The sequence below is a fragment of the Kitasatospora sp. NPDC101176 genome (genome assembly GCF_044768035.1).
Classification (GTDB): Bacteria; Actinomycetota; Actinomycetes; order Streptomycetales; family Streptomycetaceae; genus Kitasatospora.
This window is the reverse complement of the sequence record NZ_JBIWPA010000019.1, coordinates 1-16,768: the sequence shown is the minus strand read 5'-3', so window position 1 is coordinate 16,768 and position 16,768 is coordinate 1. Positions and strand designations below refer to the sequence as shown.

The window sequence follows — 16,768 nt, the reverse complement described above, 5'->3', positions numbered from 1 at the left end:
CAGCGGGTGGGGGCCGTCTGGTGGCGGAGCCGGGCGGCCGGGGCCAGGCTGGTGGTAGGGCCCGGCCGCCCGCCGACGGGAACGTCCTGCACGCGAACGCCGCGGACGGGCACGCGCCCGTGAAGCGAAGGTACGGAGGCGAGGGCGATGGCGAAGTTCATGGACGTCCACCACGGGATGTCCGGGATCACCGCGGACATGCTCAGGCAGGCGCACGCGGCCGACCTGGCGATCCAGGGCGAGGAGGGCGTGCAGTTCGAGCAGGCGTGGGCCGATCCCGAATCGGGCACGGTGTACTGCCTCTCCGAGGCCCCGTCCCGGGAAGCCGTGCAGCGGATCCACACCCGCACGGGGCACCCGGCGGACGAGATCCACCCGGTGCCGCTCGAGGTGTGACGGCTGCGCCGCCCGGGGTGGCCTCCGGGGCGTGAGCCCTGGTGGCTCCCGGGGGCTCGGGGGACTCCCCGGGGTCCGCGCAGGGCCTGGCCTGGCGGGCGCGGTGATCGCGCAGGGCCTGGCCTGGCGGGTGCGCTTTGCGCTTGCGGTGATCCGGGGCATGGCGGGTGCGGCGGTTCAGGGCGCGGCGGGTGCGGCGATCGGCGTGAAGTGGCTGACCACCGGCGGGTGCGCGAGGTAGCGCAGCTCGCCCTCCGCCCACACCGGCCGGATCCGCCACATCGGCCCGGCGTAGCCCCGCAGGGCCTCTTCGTCGCGCCAGCGGCTCACCACGAGCACCCGGTGCCCGTCCTCGGTGACCGAGCGCAACAGCTCGCCGCCCAGGCAGCCGTCGGTCCGCCCGAGCTGCGGGATCACCTGCGAGGTCAGCAGCGCGCAGAACTCCTCGGCGTGGCCGGCCATGACCTGCCCGGCCCAGATCCTGACGATCACGACCACCACCTCCGAGCGGCAGCCCCGGCGCCCCGGGAGCGGGCGCCCCTGACCCCCATTATCCGGGTGGAACCGCTGGTCGGGAGGGGTGGACGGCCGGCATTTGCGAAAGCCGGCACCAGGACCGGCCCGAGGTGACCGTTCGGGCCTGGACTAGATTCGCGGTATGACCACCACACCGGAAGCTGCCAGTCCGTCAACCGCCGCCCCGGGCACGCCGGGCAGCCTGTTCGCCGCGCTGAGCGCCACGGCCCTGACCGACCCGGACCAGTTGCGGGAGGTCTACGAGCAGCCCGGCGACCACGCCCGGCGCAAGCAGGTGGACCGGCTGCACGACGTCGCTCGGCAGCTGATCGCCTGCTCCTCGCTGGTGTTCGTGGCCAGCTCCGACGCCGCCGGGCGCTGCGACGTCTCACCGCGCGGCGGGCCGGCCGGCCTGGTCTCCGTCCTCGACGAGTACACCCTGGCCATTCCGGACGCCACCGGCAACAAGCGCTTGGACACCCTGCACAACATCCTCGAGAACGGCCGGGTCGGGCTGCTCTTCGTCGTGCCCGGCCGGGAGACCACGCTGCGCGTCAACGGGCGGGCCTGCGTCTCCACCGACCCGGAGCTGCTGAGCCGACTGGTCGCCGTCGGCAAGCCCCCGCGCAGCGCGATCGTGGTCGCCGTCGAGGAGGTGTACGCGCACTGCCCGAAGGCCCTCCTGCGCGGCTCGGCCTGGAAGCCGGAGAACTGGTTGGCCAAGGACGCCCAGCCGACCTCGGCCGAGGTCACGCTCTCGCACCTGCGGGACGACTCGCTGACCATCGAGATGATCGAGCAGAACGAGCGGGAGGCGCTGCTCTACCGCTACGAGTGAGCGCCCGCTGTCGGTGGGCTCCCGCTCGGCGCCCCCTGCCGGTGGGCCCGCTGGACGTGAGTGCCCGACCACCCGCGCCGGGTGTTACGAGTGGCGCCCGGGAGCAGTCAGCACGGTGGGGGCCGGTCCGGGAGGACCGGCCCCCGGCCGTGTTCGGCACGGTGGGCGCGCGGTCGGCGCTCACCCGCGCCGTGCACGACCGTGGGTCCGGCCCCGCTCGGGCGGCCGCTCAGGCTGCCCTGGGGAGGTCCACCACCGGCGCCCCGTCCGCCGCCCGCTGGACGGCCTCCACGCCCTTGTGGGCGGCCTCCTTGCTGGAGTAGCCCTGGCCGGTGGCGACGATCTCGCCGTTGCCCGCCTTGAGCCGGAACCGGTACTTGCCGCCGGCGTCCTCGTAGACCTCGAACTTGCCCGCCATCCGGGCCACCTCCTCCTGGGGCGCGCAGTGCGCACGTTGGTCGGCCCCCTCCAGCACGGTGCGCCCCGCCGCCCGGCCGCCGCACCCCGTCCGGGGCCGGACGGGTGACGCGGGGCACGGGCCCGTTCCCGGGGGTGCCCGTCCCGCCGCCGCTGGCTTGAATGGACGGATGGACGGACGGACTGCGTCTTCTGCGCGGTGGTGGCGGGCGGGGCGCCCGCCCACCTGGTGCTGGACGACGAGGCGGCGGTCGCCTTCCTGGACCGGCGGCCGCTCTTCCCGGGCCACGTGCTGGTGGTGCCGCGCGCCCACCACGGCACCCTCGCGGACCTGCCGGCCGCCGAGGTGGGGCCGTTCTTCCTCCGGGTCCAGCGGATCGCGGCCGCGGTGGAGCGGGGGCTCGGCGCGGCGGGCAGCTTCGTGGCGGCGAACAACCGGATCAGCCAGTCCGTGCCGCACCTGCACGTCCACGTGGTGCCGCGCAATCCGAAGGACGGGCTGCGCGGGTTCTTCTGGCCGCGCGGGACGTACCCGGACGAGGCGGCGGCGGCGGAGGTCGCGGCCCGGCTGCGGGCGGCGCTCGAGGAGTGAGGGGCGGGGGCCGGTAGGGCGTCGGGGAGGGGTGGTGGGGGGGGTTGGTGGGGGGGTTGGAGACCGGTGGGTCGCCGGTGGGTCGCCGGTGGGTCGCCAGTGGGGAGCCGGTGGGGAGCTGGTGGGGGTTCGGAGCGGTCGGGGCCGGGGTGGTTCGTGGGCGGCGCGGACGGTGCCGCTCCCCGCCGTACCGAGCCGCTTTCACCGACCCTCTTGACAGGTATAGACCACTCCGCTTGAGTCGGTGTCGGCCCCGTACCGGCCCACACCCCGGTCGGCCGTCCCCCACGACGCGCCCCCACCCGGGGCCAGGCTCCCAGCCCCGCTCAGGTCCCTGTCCCGACGACGTGCGGCCCCCACCGCACAAGGGGTGATGACGTGTCAACGAAACGCCTGCTCGCACTGCTCTCCGCCGTGGTCACGGCGCTGGCGGTCGCGGTGCTCCTCCCCGCCTCCGCCAGCGCAGCCGCCTGCGGCACGCCGTGGAACGCGACCGCCGTGTACACCGGCGGCGCGTCCGTCTCGTACAACGGGCACAACTGGACCGCCAAGTGGTGGACCCAGAACGAGCCCCCGAGCGCCGGCGGCTCCGGCGTCTGGGCCGACCAGGGCGGCTGCGGCGGGTCCACCGACCCGACGCCCACGCCGACGCCCACCCCCGGCACCTGCAGCTACCCCGACTGGGTCGCCGGCCGCACCTACACCACCGGCGCGATCGTCCGCTACACCAACGGCGGTTACTACCGCGCGACCCACGACAACCCGGGCTACGACCCGGTCATCAGCACCTGGTACTGGGAGCCGTACGCCTGCGGCACGACGCCCGACCCGACCCCGACCCCCAACCCCGGCGGATTCCCCGTCAGCCAGGCCCAGTTCAACCAGATGTTCCCGAGCCGGAACGCCTTCTACACCTACCAGGGGCTGGTCGACGCGCTCGGCGCCTACCCCGGCTTCGCGGCCACCGGCAGCGACACCGTCCGGCGGCAGGAAGCCGCCGCGTTCCTCGCCAACGTCAGTCACGAGACCGGCGGACTGGTCTACGTGGTCGAGCAGAACACCGCCAACTACCCGCACTACTGCGACACCTCGCAGCCCTACGGGTGCCCGGCCGGGCAGGCCGCGTACTACGGCCGCGGGCCGATCCAGCTGAGCTGGAACTTCAACTACAAGGCCGCCGGCGACGCGCTCGGGATCGACCTGCTGCACAACCCGAACCTGGTGCAGACCGACCCGGCCGTGGCCTGGAAGACCGGCCTCTGGTACTGGAACACCCAGAACGGGCCCGGCACCATGACCGCGCACAACGCCATGGTCAACGGCGCCGGCTTCGGTGAGACGATCCGCAGCATCAACGGCTCGCTGGAGTGCAACGGCAACAACACCGCGCAGATGCAGCACCGGATCAGCCTCTACCAGAGCTTCACGCAGATCCTCGGCACCGTTCCCGGGGGCAACCTGAGCTGCTGACGGGCCGTCGCCCGGGCGGGCGTCCCGCTCCGCCCGGGCGGGGTGCCGTGGCGCGGCGCGGCGCTTCCGGGTGCCGCGTCGCGGTGCGTTGCGCTTCCGGATGCCGCGTTGCGCTTCGTTGCGCTTCGTCGCACTGGACGGTGCTTCGAGGTGCGTACCGACCTGCGTGGTGCGTACCGTGCGGAGCGTAGTGGGGCGTACGCCTGGAGGAGCAGTCGGGACCGGTGGAAATCGTCGTTCCGGCGGACGATTTCGCTGGTCGCGACGCTCTAGGCTCACCACCATGAACGAACTCGCCCGCCTCGACCGCCTCGTCCAGCAGACCGCCGACCGGCTCGCCGGCCAGCAGGTCGGCACGGTGGTCGCCGGGCTGGCCGGCGGCGCCGTGCAGATCCACGGCGCCGGGCGGACGAGCCCGGGCGGCGGCGTGCCCGGGCCGCACACCCTCTTCGAAATCGGTTCCGTCACCAAGGTGTTCACCTCGATCGTCCTCGCACGGCTGGTGCTCGACGGCTCCGTCGAACTCGACGCACCGCTCGCGGAGGTCCTCGCCGACGCCCGGCCCGGCGGCGCCACCGTGCCGAGCAGGGGCGACACACCCATCACCCTCCGACACCTCGCGACCCACACCTCGGGGCTCCCCCGCCTGCCCCGGGGCATGACGGCGACGGCTCTGCTCAGGCCCAACAAGCCCGATCCGTACGCCCACTGCACCGCGGCGCACGTCCTCGACGGCCTCGCCCGGACGAGACTGCGGGCCGACCCGGGGCGCGCCTTCCGCTACTCCAACCTCGGCGCCGGACTGCTCGGGCTCGCCCTCGCCCACCGGGCCGGCACCGGCTACGAGGAGCTGGTGACGCGTGAGGTCTGCACGCCGCTGGGCCTGGTGGACACCTGCCTGCACCCGGACGCAGCCCAGGCGGAGCGGATGGCGCACGGGCACACCGCCGGCGCCCGTCCGGTGCCCCACTGGGACCTCGCGGACATCCCCGGCATGGGCGGACTCCGCTCCACCGCCGCCGACCTCGCGATACTCCTGCGGGCCCAGCTGGCCGCCGAACACGAGCCGGACGCGCCGCTGTCGCCCGCGATCACCCTCACCCGGGAGACCCGACACCGCGTCAACCCGTTCGCCTGGATGCACCTGGGGTGGCTCGGCCACCGCCTGCACACCCAGCAGGGCGGACACCTGCAGATCTGGCACAACGGGGAGACGGGCGGCTTCCGCTCCTTCGTCGCCTTCGATCCGGAGAAGCAGGTCGGCGTGGTGGTCCTCGCCAACACCCGCCGCTCGGTCGACGCGGCCGGGACGGCCCTGCTGCGCACGCTGCAGAACGAGTTCGCGGCGGCGTGAGGCCGTGGGGGCATGGGGGCCTGCGGGCTTGCGGTCGTGGGGCCGTGGGGCCGTGGGGCCGTGGGGCCGTGCCATCGTGGGAGGTCGTGCGGTGCGAGGCCCGTACCCCCTAGGGGTCCCCACGGAGGTGCCCCGGAGCGACCACCGCCACCGTCTCCGGAGCCACCCCTACGCCCCTGAGGCGACGTCAGATGCCGTACCGGAAGCCTACGGTCGAAGGCATGAGCCGACTCCGTCGAACCGCCGCCGCGACAGCCCTCCTGCTCGCCCTGCCGCTCTCCGTCGCCGCCGCCGCGCCCGCCCTGGCCGCGCCCTCGCCCACCACCGCCTCCCCCTCCGCCACCACGCCCGCGATCCGGGTCGACCTGCCGCGGCCCACCGGACCCAACGCCGTCGGGCGGGAGGTCCTGCACCTGGTGGACCAGGACCGGCCCGACCCGTGGGTCCCGTCCGCCGGGCTTCGCCAGCTGATGGTGTCGATGTACTACCCCGCCAAGGCGGGGACGGGCGGCGCCGCACCGTACATGACGCCGGAGGCCGCCCGTCTGCTGCTGGCCGAGAAGGTCCCGGGCAACGTCATCCCGGTCGAGGCCGTGACCGGGGCCCGCACCTGGGCGGAGTCCGGCGCCCGCCCGCAGCACGGCCGGTTCCCGCTGGTCGTGCTCTCCCCCGGCTTCACCATGCCGCGCAGCGAACTGACCAGCCTGGCCGAGGATCTGGCCAGCCGCGGGTACGTCGTCGCCTCCGTCGACCACACCTACGAGAACACCGGGACCACCTTCCCCGACGGCAGCACGCCCACCTGCGTCGTCTGCGGCCACCTCGACGACTTCGGCGGCGCGGAGGCGGTGTCCGCGAGCCGCGCCAAGGACGTCTCCTTCGTCGTCGACCAGCTGACCTCCCACCCCCACCCGGCCTGGCGCTACGCCCGCATGATCGACGAGGACCGCATCGGCATGGCCGGGCACTCGCTCGGCGGCGCCGCAGCCGTCCCGGCCCTGCTGACCGACGACCGGATCCGGGCCGGTGTGAACCTCGACGGCACCATGGACCTCACGGTCCCCGAGTCCGGGCTGAACGGGAAGCCCTTCCTGATGATCGGCCACCCGCTGCCCGGCACCGAGGACCCGACCTGGACGACCAGCTGGGCCCGGCTCGACGGCTGGAAGCGCTGGCTCACCTTCGAGGGCTCCAACCACGGCACCTTCACCGACAACCCGCTGTTCGCCGAGCCCTACCACCTGCCCGTCCCGCCCGGCACGACGATGTCCGCGCAACGCGGCGTCGAGCTCACCCGCTCCTACGTGGCGGCCTTCTTCGACCTGCAGCTGAAGGACAAGCCGCAACCCCTCCTCGACGGCCCCACCACCTCCGCCCCCGAGGTCACCTTCCACCCCTGACCCGCCCTCGTCGGCGGCAAGCTCCCCACCTGGGTCACCGACGATGACACCCACCGCGCAGGAAGTCGGCCACGTCGACTTCCTGCGCACCCACACCCGGCCTGCCCCGGCAGGATGCAGCTGAGCGCCCAGGTCAGATCCGAGACGGCCGACTGTTGTCGGCCCGGGTTCAGGACGGTGGCTGTAGCCAGCGCCGCGCCGCGGCGAGATTCACCTCGACGTCATCGCTCCAAGAGCAGACCTCCAGCCATGAGAGGTAGCCGCCTTGCGCGAAGACCAGAACCTCGCCGGGGCACTCTCCGGTTTCGGTGACCAGCTGTGCGCCGGCAGCCACGACGGTGCCAGGGTCCGTTGGCGCGGGCTCCACCGCGTCGGCGTCGAGCTCGAAGTAGGCAGTGCCGCACCCACACGTACAGCCGGATTGCACCCTGAGGTGGGGCACCTGCCGTCGGAGGGCGACGTGAACGGGCTCGTCCGGGTTCAGGACGAGGTCCAGCACGTCAGCTACGTCCTCGGGCAGGCTGGCACTCATGCCGCCAACGTAGCTGACCAGCACCTTCGGGCTTCGACCGGTGCCTGCGAGGCAGCCGTCGATGACCTCCGGTCGGCACTGCAGCATCTTCAGCTGGCGCTTCACGGCGCGGACGATCCGGCCGAGGTCGGCCGCGGCGAGGTTGCCGATGTCACGCTTGACCAGCGACCAGACACCCCTCGGTCGGGTTGCGGTCCGGAGCAATCGACTGCCCGGCCTCGTCCTCGAAGACGATCCAGGTGTTGCGCTCCGCCGCGGTGGCCTTACCCGCGGCCAGGTCCCCTTCTTCCAGACTCGACCGCGTCGTCATCGCGCTCGATCGCGCGTCTGGTGGGCCTGCTGCCAGCTCCAGCCGTGGTGCTTCAGTGAACGCCAGGTGCCCTCGACCGGCCCGGCCCCCCTCGACCGACCGCACGCCGATCCGCAGGGCAGCGACAATCACCGTGTTCTTCTGCCCGCCCTCGAAACGCTCCACGGCCTGCAGCCGCAACCGCTCCGCGTGGTCCTCTCGGCATCGGTGAGTCCGCCCCACTGCGCGCACCTCACCCCCCCCACGGCTACCGGTGCCGGCAGCCAACGGTCAGGCGAACGGCACCGACATCACCCGACCAAGTTCAGTACCGCGCAGGAAGTCGGCCGCACCGACTTCCTGCGCGCACCCAGCAGCCAACTCGCGCCGACCCGGGTGGCCGTGCCCGGCCAGGGCGGCAGGTACAAGCCAGCGCGGAGCGTCCGGCGGACACTCCGCACCGGGCCGAACCGAATCCGCTGGCGAATGCCGAAATGCTCGTACCAGTGGACCAACCGCAGAACAGAGAAGGACGTGGCCCGGAAGTCGGCCACCTCGACTTCCGCCGCCTGCCGGATGAACCCCGGGATCCCCCGCGGCCGCACGAGAAGTCGGCCACCTCGACTTCCAGTGCCTCGCACTCGGCCACGCCCGGCACGCTGCGGCTGATCACTGACGGGGTACACCGTGGCGAAGCCGCGGAATCGACGGGCCCTGCCCGGCGCGGAGCGGGGCCGACCGAGCCGCTGGTGCGGGTCGGCTGCGGCGGGCCAACACGCTGGAAGTCGGCCACGTCGACTTCCAGTGCGCACGCCTGGCCTCTCCCGGCGTGGCCGCCCGGCGGGGGACGAGGTGGCGACGCGCAGGGCGCAAGGGGCGCCTGATCGGTGGTGCCATGTTGGCGGCGCAGCCGGGCGAGAGCCAAGTCACCGATCCACGGAGCAGCAACGGCGGGGCCAGCGCGCAGGAAGTCGGCCACGTCGACTTCCTGCGCCGCCGCTTCTCGCCGCGCCCGGCGGGCGTGGGCCTTCGGGGCTGTGGAATCGACAGGCCCTACCCGGCGGGGGTGGGGTGGTCTGGCTGCGGTGGGCAGCGCAGGGGAAGTCGGCCATGTCGACTTCCCGTGCCATCACGCCCGACCACGCCCAGCGCGATGTGGCTGGGCGCCCGGCAGGGGGACGGAGCCGGCCTAGCCGCTGGTGCGCGGGCCAGCTACGGGTGGGGGCAGCGCGCGGGAAGTCGGCCACGTCGACTTCCTGCGCCGTCGCGTCCGGCCGCGCCCGGCGCAGTGTGGCTGATCGCCCGGCGGGGGCGGGGTGGCCTGGCTGCGGTGGGCTACCGCGCGGGGCCAGCGCACAGGAAGTCGGCTGCTTCGACTTCCTGCGCCGGGCGCGGCCGGCCGCGCCCGGCGGGGTGGGGCGGGGGGCCTGGCTGTGGTGGGCTGGTGCGGGGGACGTCGGCTGGGTCGACTTTCCGTGTCACGGCGTGGGGGCGGTAGCGCATCGGGCGGGCGGGTGCACGGTGAGCGGGGCGCGGGGGCTGCGTGCGAAGATGGCAGAGCTGGCTGAAACGATCTCCGGACGGTTCTCTGGCCATGGTGAACGAGAACGAGCAGCACCGAGGGGATCCGCGGCAGGACGCCCTGCTGATGGTGCCGATCGCGACGGCCCTGATCGAGGCCGACGGGCGGATCCTGCACTGGAGCGGCGACGCCGAGGCACTCCTCGGCTACTCCCCCACGCAGGCGATCGGCGAGAAGGCCGCGCAGTTGCTGGCCTCCGACGACCAGCGGCCCGAGGTCCTGGCGCTGTTCCAGCAGATCCTGGACGGCCGGGCCTGGTCCGGTGTGTTCCCGGTCCGGCACCGGGACGGGCACGCGGTGAACCTGGAGTTCCGCACCCATCCGATCACCGGGCCGGACGGCCGCCCGCTGGTGCTGGCCGTCGCCTCGGACGTGACGACGCTGCGCCGGATCCAGGCGGACCTGGCCGTGCTCGACGGGTTCTTCACGCAGTCCCCGGTGGGCATGGGCGTGTACGACACCGAACTGCGGTTCGTCCGGCTGAACGAGGCGCTGGCGAGGGCCAACGGTCTGCCCGCCGGCGAGCACCTGGGCCACCGGCTCACCGAGATCCTGCCGGGGATCAACGGTGCGGAGGCCGAGGCGGTGATGCGGAAGGTCCTGGAGACCGGTCGGCCGGTGGTGGACACCCGCTCGCACGGTCGCACGCCCGGTGACCCGCAGCACGACCACGCGTGGTCGGCCTCGTACTTCCGGCTGGAGGAGCCGGGCGGGCGGGTGCTGGGCGTCAGCTCGACCGTCATCGACATCACCGAGCGCTTCCGCGCCGACGCCCGGGCGGCGCGGGCCCAGGAGCGGCTGGCCCTGCTGGTCGACGCGACGGCCTCCATCGGCACCACGCTGGACCTGCGGCAGACCGCCCGGGAGCTGGCCGACGCGATGGTGCCGAGGGTCGCCGACATCAGCGGGGTGTTCGCGCTGGAGGCGCTGGTCGCGGGGCGCAACGTCGAGCCGCCCGAGCCGGACGCGCCGAAGCTGGTGCGCCGGCTGGCGCTGGCGACCACCGACCCGCTGTACCCGGCGGAGGCGCTGCCGGTGGACGCCCTGTACGAGCTTCCGGCCGACTCCCCGTACGCCCGGGCGATGGACACCGGCCGGACCGTGGTGGTGCCGTCCTGGGAGCTGCCCCTGCTGAGCGAGGCCATCTCGGAGAGCCGCCGCCAGGCCTATCTGGGGGACCGGCCGCGCTCGGTGCGGATCACCCCGCTGGTGGCCCGCGGCACCACGCTCGGCATGGTGGTGTACTCGCGGCGCGGCGAACGGGAGTCCTTCGCGGAGGCGGACATCACCCTCGGCGACGAGTTGGCGTCGCGGGCGGCGGTGGCGATCGACAACGCCCGGTTGTACCTGCGCCAGCACCAGACCGTGCTGGCCCGGCAGCAGGCGTTGCGCGAGGCGAAGGCCGCCCAGGAGCGCCTGGCGCTGGTCAACGTGGCGTCCACCCGGATCGGGACCACGCTCGATCTCGCCCAGACGGCGATGGAGCTGGCCGAGGTGGCGACGCCGCGGCTGGCCGACACGGTGGTGGTGGAGGTGCTGGAGGACCTCGTCCGCGGCGAGCGCGAGGCCCGCGCCCCGGCGGACGGGTCGGCGATGCTGCGCCGGATGGCCTTCCACTCGGTGCACGGTTCGACGCTGCAGCCGATCGCCCGGACCGGCGGGGTGCACCGCTTCCTGCCCAGTTCGCCGTACGCGTGGAGCCTGGCGCACCGCAAGCCGGTGCTGGTGCCGCGGATGGACGCGGACGGGCTGGCCTGGTTCGCCGACGACCCGGTGCGCACGGCCGCGGTGCGGGAGCAGAACGTGCGTTCCTTCATGGTGGTCCCGCTGATCGCGCGCGGTACTCCGGTCGGCGTGGCGGGGTTCTACCGGACGCTGGTGGAGCGCCCGTACGAGGACGACGACCTGGCCCTGGCCGGGGAGTTGGCGGTGCGGGCCGCGGTGTCGATCGACAACGCGCTGCTGTTCACCCGGGAGCGCGACGCAGCGGACGCCCGGCAGCGGGCGTTGGACGAGGCGTGGGCCGCGCAGCAGCGGCTGTCGCTGCTCAACGAGGCCAGCAACCGGATCGGCACCACGCTCGATCTGCACCGCACCGCCCAGGAGTTGGTGGAGGTGGTGATCCCGCGCTTCGCCGACTTCGTCACCGTCGACCTGCGCGACGCGGTGCTCGGCGGGGACGAGCCGGGGCCCGTCCCGGAGGACGGTTCGGTGCTGATGCGGGCGGTGGCGGTCGGCGAGTCGGCCCCGGACGGCACCATGACGGCGGCGGCCGACGAGGTCGGCGGGACCTCGCAGTCCGCCCAGGTGTACGCGCAGAGCCTGCGCTCCCGGCGTTCGATCCTGGTCTCCCAGGTGACCGAGGAGGAGCTGCGCCGGATCGTGGCCGCCCCGGACCGGGTGCAGCCCGGGCTGGACGCCGGGGTGCACTCGTACCTGATGGTGCCGCTGGTGGCGCGCGGACTCGTGCTGGGCGGTGCGGAGTTCGTCCGGACCCACAACCCGCTGCCGTTCGGCCCGGCGGACCGCTCGCTGGCCGAGGAGCTGGTCGCCCGCACCGCGCTGGCGATCGACAACGGGCGGCTCTACCGCCGGGAGCGGGACACCGCGCTGACCCTTCAGCGCAGCCTGCTGCCGCAGGAGATCCACCGCACCCTCGGCCTGGAGATCGCCTACCGCTACCTGCCAAGCAGTGTGGTCAGCGAGGTCGGCGGCGACTGGTTCGACGTCGTCCCGCTGTCCTCCGGGCGGGTCGCGCTGGTGGTCGGCGACGTGATGGGCCACGGCATCAGGGCCGCTGCCACGATGGGCCAACTCCGCACGGTGGCACGGACGCTGATCACCCTCGAACTGGACCCGTCACGGGTCCTGCACCGGTTGGACGAGGCCACCACGGCGATCGGCGAGGGCCAGTTCGCGACCTGCGTCTGCGTGGTCTACGACCCGGTGGACCGCCGCTGCACGGCCGCCTGCGCCGGGCACCTGCCACCGGTGGTGGCCGACGCGCACGGGCGGGCGCACCTGGTCGAGCTGCCACCGGGCGTACCGCTGGGCGTGGGCGGAGTCCCGTTCGAGAGCGTGGAGTTCATCCTCCCCGAGGAGGCCATCCTGGCGCTCTACACCGACGGGCTGGTGGAACGCCGGGGCCGCGACCTCGACGAGGGGGTGCAGCTGCTCTGTCGGACCGTCGCCAACCGGCGCCGTTCGCTGGAGCAGACCTGTGACGCCGTGCTGGCCGAACTCACCGGCCACCCCAGCGAGGACGACATCGCCGTCCTCATGGCGCAGGTCCGGCCGACCGGTGCCGACCGGATCGCCACCCTCCAGCTCACCGGGGACCTCGCCATGGTCGCGCACTCGCGTCGCTTCACCCGCGAGACGCTCACCGAGTGGGGCCTCGGCCCGCTGGCCGACTGGGCGGAGCTGCTCACCAGCGAGCTGATCACCAACGCCCTGGTGCACGCCGGATCACCCACCCAGCTGCGGCTGTTCTGCAACCGGTCGCTCACCGTGGAGGTCGCCGACCAGGAGGGCGAGGGGCCCCGGATCCGCCGCGCCCGCGCTGAGGACGAGGGCGGGCGGGGCATCCACCTGGTCAACGAGCTCGCGCACCGCTGGGGCAGTCGCCGGACCGGGGACGGCAAGGTGGTCTGGTTCGAGCTGGAGCTGCCCCCGGGCGGCGCGTCGGGCTAGGGCGCGTCTTTCGGGCCGGTCCGGGCGGGCAGGCCGACAGACTGCGATGACAACCACCGGTTGTCGCCCCGGCGGGGCGGTTGTTGGCCGGTGCGGGCGCCGGAGGGCTTACCTGGTGCCACGGCGGGACAGCCCCCGACCGAACCGACCGGACCCGCCGGACCCGCCGCACCCGCCGAACCGACCGGACCCGCCGGACCGACCGGACCCGCCGCACCCGCCGGACCGACCGGACCCGCCGCACCCACCTGACCGACCCGAGGAGCCACCGTGCAGCAGACCCACGCCCGCACCGTCGTCACCGCCTACGTCACCCTGATCGCCGCGGGTGAGCGCGAGGCCGCCATCGCCCTGTTCGCCGAGGACGCCACCTGGGCCTACCCGGGCGGCCTCGCCCTGTCCCGCGTCTGGCGCGGCAAGAAGGAGATCTTCGGCGACTTCCTCGGCCAGGTCGGCACCCTGTTCGCCCCCGACGGCCTGCCCCGGATCACCCTGACCAACGTGCTGGCCGACGGCCCGCAGGCGGTCGCCGAGTGGACCACCGAAGGCACCGCCGCCAACGGCTCCGCCTACCGGAACCGCTGCCTGGGCGTGTTCACCGTGGAGGACGGCCTGATCACCGAGGTCCGCGAGTACCTGGACACCCACCACGTCACGCAGACCCTGCTCGCCTGAGCGGTCAGTCGGGCAGCAGCAGGTTCACGTCGCCGAACTCGTGCCACAGGTACCGCTCCCGGACGGCCGCCCGGTAGCAGGCGGCCAGCAGCGGGCGGCCGGCGACGGCGGCCAGCATCAGCAGGTGCGACGCGCGGGGCTCGTGCCAGCCGGTGAGCAGGCCGTCGACGGCCCGGACGCCGCGCTCCGGGGTGATCACCAGCTCCGTCCAGCCGTCGGCCTCCCGGACGGTGCCGTCCGGCCCGGCGGCCGACTCCAGGGCCCGCACCACCGTGGTCCCGACCGCGATCACCCGCCCGCCGCCCGACCGGACGTGCCCCACCAGGCCGGCGGTGGCCGCCGGGACGTGGAACCGCTCGGCGTACGGCGCCTCGTGGGCCTCCGGCGAGGCCACCCCGGTGTGCAGGGTGACGGGCGCGATCAGCACCCCGCGCCCGGCCAGCCGGGCCACCACCTCGGCGCTGAACGGCCGTGCCGCACTGGGCATCTCGCTGCTGCCGGGGACGGTGGCGAAGACCGTCTGGTAGGCCTCGATCGGCCAGTCGCGGTCCACGTAGCCGTAGCGGATCGCCCGGCCGTGCCGGTCGAGGAAGTCCGGCAGCGGGGCGGGGAGCGCGAGTCGGGCGTACCAGAGCCGGGCCGTGAAGGGCCCGGTCAGCTCGGCCACGCCGCCCGCGGGCAGGGTGATCCGCAGTCCGGGGCGGGCCGGGGTCTCCGCCGGCGGGTAGTAGGCGGCCGCCCGGCCCGGCACCACCCGGCGCAACTCGACCAGGTGGCCGCCCCGTTCGTCGGGCTGCGCGGAGGACAGGTGCAGGGCGACCGCCGTGCCGTCCGGCAGCCGGCCGGGCAGCGCCGCCGGGACGGTGGCCGAGTTGTTGACCACCAGCAGGTCGCCGGGGCGCAGCACCCCGGGCAGGTCGGTGAAGCGGTGGTGCTCGACGCTCCCCCGGTCGCGCCGGCCGACCAGCATCCGCACCTCGTCCCGCGCCCCGCCGCGCGCCTCCGCCGGTGCGCGGGCGGAGAGTTCGGGCGGAACGGCGACGTCGAGCCGCACCTCCGCGAGGGTGGTCATCGCCCGCCCCGGGCGGCCGCCAGGTCCGCGGCGCGGTAGCGACCGGAGGCGGCGCCGTCGCGCAGCAGGCCGAGCAGCACGGGCGCCACGTCCTCGGGCAGCGGCTCGCCGGAGATGTCCTCGCCGGGGCTGGCCTCCTGGAGCATCCGGGTGCGCATGCTGCCCGGATCCACCGCCCAGACCCGCAACTGCGGCTCCTCCCGGGCGAGTACGGCGGTGGCGAGGTCGAGTGCCGCCTTGCCGGCGCCGTAACCGCCCCAGCCGGGGTAGGCCACCACGGCGGCGTCCGAGCTGATGTTGAGCACGGCGCCGGCGCGGGCGCGCAGCTGCGGCAGGAGCAGCTGGGTGAGGGCGATCGGGGCGAGCGCGTTGACCTCGAAGGCCTCCAGCAGGTCGGGCAGCGGGAAGTCGGCCAGCCGGGGCAGCGGGTCGGCGCCGGGGGTGCTCGCGCCGTTGAGCGTACCGGCGTTGTTGATCAGGAGGTCGGCGCCGCCGAGCCCCGCGGCGGCCTCGGCCAGGCGGGCGCGGTGGTCGTCGTCGACGACCGAGCCGGGGAGGGCGACGACCTCGGTGACGGCGGCCAGGTCCGCCGCGGCGGCAGCGAGTTCGGCCTCGCCGCGGGCGGTGACCACCAGCTGCCAGCCGTCCGCGGCGAGGGCCCGGGCGAGGGCGAGGCCGAGACCGCGGGAGGCCCCGGTGACCACGGCGACGGGGGCGGACGCGGGGGCGGGGTCGGGAGCGGTGTGCTGTGCTGCGTTCATGCCCCCACCCTCGCCCCGCCGGGGCCCCGGCCGGATCGGCCGCCGGAACCGGGACCCGCTCCTCCGTTGGCCCTAGACCCTGGCCGCCGGACGGACGCGGCCCGGGGCCGGGTCTCAGGCCCCGCTCGGGGGGCCGTCCTGCCAGTGCTGCGGGTCGGTCCAGGCCGCGAGCGTGCGGCGGGTCTCGAAGCGGTGCTCCCGGCCGGTCAGCGGGTCGGTGAACTCGACGGCCGAGGCGAGCAGTTGGAGCGGGCGGCGGAAGTCGTCCGGGGCCGGTTCGGGCAGCACCACCGGGTAGACCGGGTCCCCGAGGATCGGCACCCCGAGCCCGCTCATGTGCAGTCGCAGCTGGTGGGTGCGTCCGCTCAGCGGCCGCAGGCGGTAGTGGCCGAGGCCGTCGCGGTGCTCCGGCAGGTCGATCCGGCTCTCGCTGTTCGGGGGCGCGTCGAGCTCGCGGGCCGCGATCACGCCGCGCTCCTTGAGGATGTGGCTGCGCACGGTGCGCGGCAGGTCCAGCTCGGGGTCGTACGGGGCGACGGCCCGGTACTCCTTGCGGACCTGCCGGTCGCGGAACAGCGTCTGGTAGGCGCCGCGGTCGGCGGGCCGCACCACGAACACGGTCAGGCCGGCGGTGAGCCGGTCGAGCCGGTGCGCGGGGCTGAGCTCGGGCAGGTCGAGGTCGTGCCGCAGCCGGGACAGCGCGGTCTCGACGACGTGCCGGCCGCGCGGCGTGGTGGCCAGGAAGTGCGGCTTGTCGACGACGACCAGGTGCTCGTCCCGGTGCAGCACGGCCAGCTCGAACGGGACCGGGGCCTCGTCCGGGAGGTCGCGGTAGAACCACAGGTGGGTGCCGGGCCGGAACGGCTCGTCGGGGGCGACCGGTCCGTCCGCGCCGACGATCTCCCGGCCCCGCAGCGCCGTGTCGATCCGCTCGGCGCCGACCGCGGCGAGCCGTTCGAGCAGGTAGTCGCGGACGGTCGGCCAGGGGCCTTCGAGCGGCAGCCGCAGGTGCACCGGGTCGACGCCGCGGCGCTGCGGGAGGGGGGAGGCCGGGCGGCGGCTCTTGCGTCTCATCTCGGGGCCCAGCCTAGATGAATGATGCGAAGGGTTAGTGGTCGTAGGCGGTCAGCGAGCGCATGACGGGCTGACCAGTGTGGTCGTTGTGCCAGATTGCGCAGGTC

The 16,768-nt window shown here is 74.3% G+C and carries 14 protein-coding genes and 1 pseudogene; 8 read left to right on the top strand and 7 right to left on the bottom strand.

Features of this window, described 5'->3' with window-relative positions; genetic code table 11:
• The first annotated feature begins 147 nt into the window (after window positions 1-147).
• Entirely contained in the window at window positions 148-396 is a 249-nt protein-coding gene (locus tag ACIRS1_RS24105) for an SCO4226 family nickel-binding protein (protein WP_360208080.1), read from the top strand.
• A 177-nt stretch (window positions 397-573) separates the two neighbouring features.
• Here ACIRS1_RS24105 and ACIRS1_RS24100 read toward each other — a convergent pair whose 3' ends face one another.
• Entirely contained in the window at window positions 574-888 is a 315-nt protein-coding gene (locus ACIRS1_RS24100; protein WP_402843158.1) for an antibiotic biosynthesis monooxygenase family protein, read from the bottom strand.
• Between the two features lie 166 nt (window positions 889-1,054).
• Between ACIRS1_RS24100 and ACIRS1_RS24095 the strand changes: the two genes are divergently transcribed.
• Complete coding sequence (locus tag ACIRS1_RS24095) at window positions 1,055-1,750, top strand: MSMEG_1061 family FMN-dependent PPOX-type flavoprotein (RefSeq protein ID WP_360208086.1); 696 nt, start codon at window positions 1,055-1,057, stop codon at window positions 1,748-1,750.
• Window positions 1,751-1,979: 229 nt separating this feature from the next.
• Here ACIRS1_RS24095 and ACIRS1_RS24090 read toward each other — a convergent pair whose 3' ends face one another.
• The gene (locus ACIRS1_RS24090; RefSeq protein WP_360208089.1) at window positions 1,980-2,168 is read right to left on the bottom strand and encodes a DUF1508 domain-containing protein; all 189 of its coding nucleotides are present in this window, start codon (window positions 2,166-2,168) and stop codon (window positions 1,980-1,982) included.
• 180 nt (window positions 2,169-2,348) lie between these two features.
• On the opposite strand from ACIRS1_RS24090, the pseudogene ACIRS1_RS24085 reads away from it, so the two are divergent.
• The 4 genes and pseudogenes from ACIRS1_RS24085 to ACIRS1_RS24070 form a co-directional block, all read left to right on the top strand.
• Window positions 2,349-2,759: pseudogene (locus ACIRS1_RS24085) on the top strand (HIT family protein); the annotation flags it as partial.
• A gap of 378 nt (window positions 2,760-3,137) precedes the next feature.
• Complete coding sequence (locus tag ACIRS1_RS24080) at window positions 3,138-4,229, top strand: glycoside hydrolase family 19 protein (protein WP_402843155.1); 1,092 nt, start codon at window positions 3,138-3,140, stop codon at window positions 4,227-4,229.
• A gap of 283 nt (window positions 4,230-4,512) precedes the next feature.
• Entirely contained in the window at window positions 4,513-5,583 is a 1,071-nt protein-coding gene (locus tag ACIRS1_RS24075) for a serine hydrolase domain-containing protein (RefSeq protein WP_402843153.1), read from the top strand.
• 221 nt (window positions 5,584-5,804) lie between these two features.
• Window positions 5,805-6,983 (top strand): alpha/beta hydrolase family protein, encoded by a 1,179-nt coding sequence (locus ACIRS1_RS24070; RefSeq protein ID WP_402843150.1) that lies wholly within the window; start codon window positions 5,805-5,807, stop codon window positions 6,981-6,983.
• Window positions 6,984-7,152: 169 nt separating this feature from the next.
• On the opposite strand, the gene ACIRS1_RS24065 is transcribed toward ACIRS1_RS24070, so the two are convergent.
• Together ACIRS1_RS24065 and ACIRS1_RS24060 are read right to left on the bottom strand one after the other, a co-directional pair.
• Complete coding sequence (locus ACIRS1_RS24065) at window positions 7,153-7,620, bottom strand: hypothetical protein (protein ID WP_402843147.1); 468 nt, start codon at window positions 7,618-7,620, stop codon at window positions 7,153-7,155.
• 46 nt (window positions 7,621-7,666) lie between these two features.
• A complete protein-coding gene (locus ACIRS1_RS24060) occupies window positions 7,667-7,990 on the bottom strand; it encodes a hypothetical protein (RefSeq protein ID WP_402843144.1) in 324 nt (107 codons plus the stop codon).
• Window positions 7,991-9,398: 1,408 nt separating this feature from the next.
• Between ACIRS1_RS24060 and ACIRS1_RS24055 the strand changes: the two genes are divergently transcribed.
• Together ACIRS1_RS24055 and ACIRS1_RS24050 are read left to right on the top strand one after the other, a co-directional pair.
• Complete coding sequence (locus tag ACIRS1_RS24055) at window positions 9,399-13,079, top strand: SpoIIE family protein phosphatase (RefSeq protein ID WP_402843143.1); 3,681 nt, start codon at window positions 9,399-9,401, stop codon at window positions 13,077-13,079.
• 270 nt (window positions 13,080-13,349) lie between these two features.
• Window positions 13,350-13,754 carry a nuclear transport factor 2 family protein gene (locus tag ACIRS1_RS24050; RefSeq protein ID WP_402843140.1) on the top strand — a complete coding sequence of 135 codons (405 nt, stop codon included), beginning with the start codon at window positions 13,350-13,352 and terminating at the stop codon, window positions 13,752-13,754.
• A 4-nt stretch (window positions 13,755-13,758) separates the two neighbouring features.
• Here the strand turns inward: ACIRS1_RS24050 and ACIRS1_RS24045 are convergent, their stop codons facing one another.
• The 3 genes from ACIRS1_RS24045 to ACIRS1_RS24035 all read right to left on the bottom strand — a co-directional run bounded on the left by ACIRS1_RS24045 (window position 13,759) and on the right by ACIRS1_RS24035 (window position 16,661).
• Window positions 13,759-14,826, bottom strand: a complete 1,068-nt coding sequence (locus tag ACIRS1_RS24045) for an S-adenosylmethionine:tRNA ribosyltransferase-isomerase (protein ID WP_402843138.1) — start codon at window positions 14,824-14,826, stop codon at window positions 13,759-13,761.
• The gene (locus ACIRS1_RS24040; protein ID WP_402843136.1) at window positions 14,823-15,587 is read right to left on the bottom strand and encodes an SDR family NAD(P)-dependent oxidoreductase; all 765 of its coding nucleotides are present in this window, start codon (window positions 15,585-15,587) and stop codon (window positions 14,823-14,825) included. Before ACIRS1_RS24040 ends, ACIRS1_RS24045 begins: the two co-directional genes overlap by 4 nt.
• Window positions 15,588-15,701: 114 nt before the next feature.
• Entirely contained in the window at window positions 15,702-16,661 is a 960-nt protein-coding gene (locus ACIRS1_RS24035; protein WP_402843133.1) for a pseudouridine synthase, read from the bottom strand.
• Window positions 16,662-16,768: the final 107 nt, after the last annotated feature.

Bases quoted from the DNA above. Each gene is read 5' to 3' on its own strand.
- ACIRS1_RS24105 (WP_360208080.1), top strand. From the start codon at position 148: ATGGCGAAGTTCATGGACGTCCACCACGGGATGTCCGGGATCACCGCG.
- ACIRS1_RS24095 (WP_360208086.1), top strand. From the start codon at position 1,055: ATGACCACCACACCGGAAGCTGCCAGTCCGTCAACCGCCGCCCCGGGC.
- ACIRS1_RS24090 (WP_360208089.1), bottom strand. From the start codon at position 2,168: ATGGCGGGCAAGTTCGAGGTCTACGAGGACGCCGGCGGCAAGTACCGG.
- ACIRS1_RS24075 (WP_402843153.1), top strand. From the start codon at position 4,513: ATGAACGAACTCGCCCGCCTCGACCGCCTCGTCCAGCAGACCGCCGAC.
- ACIRS1_RS24070 (WP_402843150.1), top strand. From the start codon at position 5,805: ATGAGCCGACTCCGTCGAACCGCCGCCGCGACAGCCCTCCTGCTCGCC.
- ACIRS1_RS24055 (WP_402843143.1), top strand. From the start codon at position 9,399: ATGGTGAACGAGAACGAGCAGCACCGAGGGGATCCGCGGCAGGACGCC.
- ACIRS1_RS24045 (WP_402843138.1), bottom strand. From the start codon at position 14,826: ATGACCACCCTCGCGGAGGTGCGGCTCGACGTCGCCGTTCCGCCCGAA.
- ACIRS1_RS24040 (WP_402843136.1), bottom strand. From the start codon at position 15,587: ATGAACGCAGCACAGCACACCGCTCCCGACCCCGCCCCCGCGTCCGCC.
- ACIRS1_RS24035 (WP_402843133.1), bottom strand. From the start codon at position 16,661: ATGAGACGCAAGAGCCGCCGCCCGGCCTCCCCCCTCCCGCAGCGCCGC.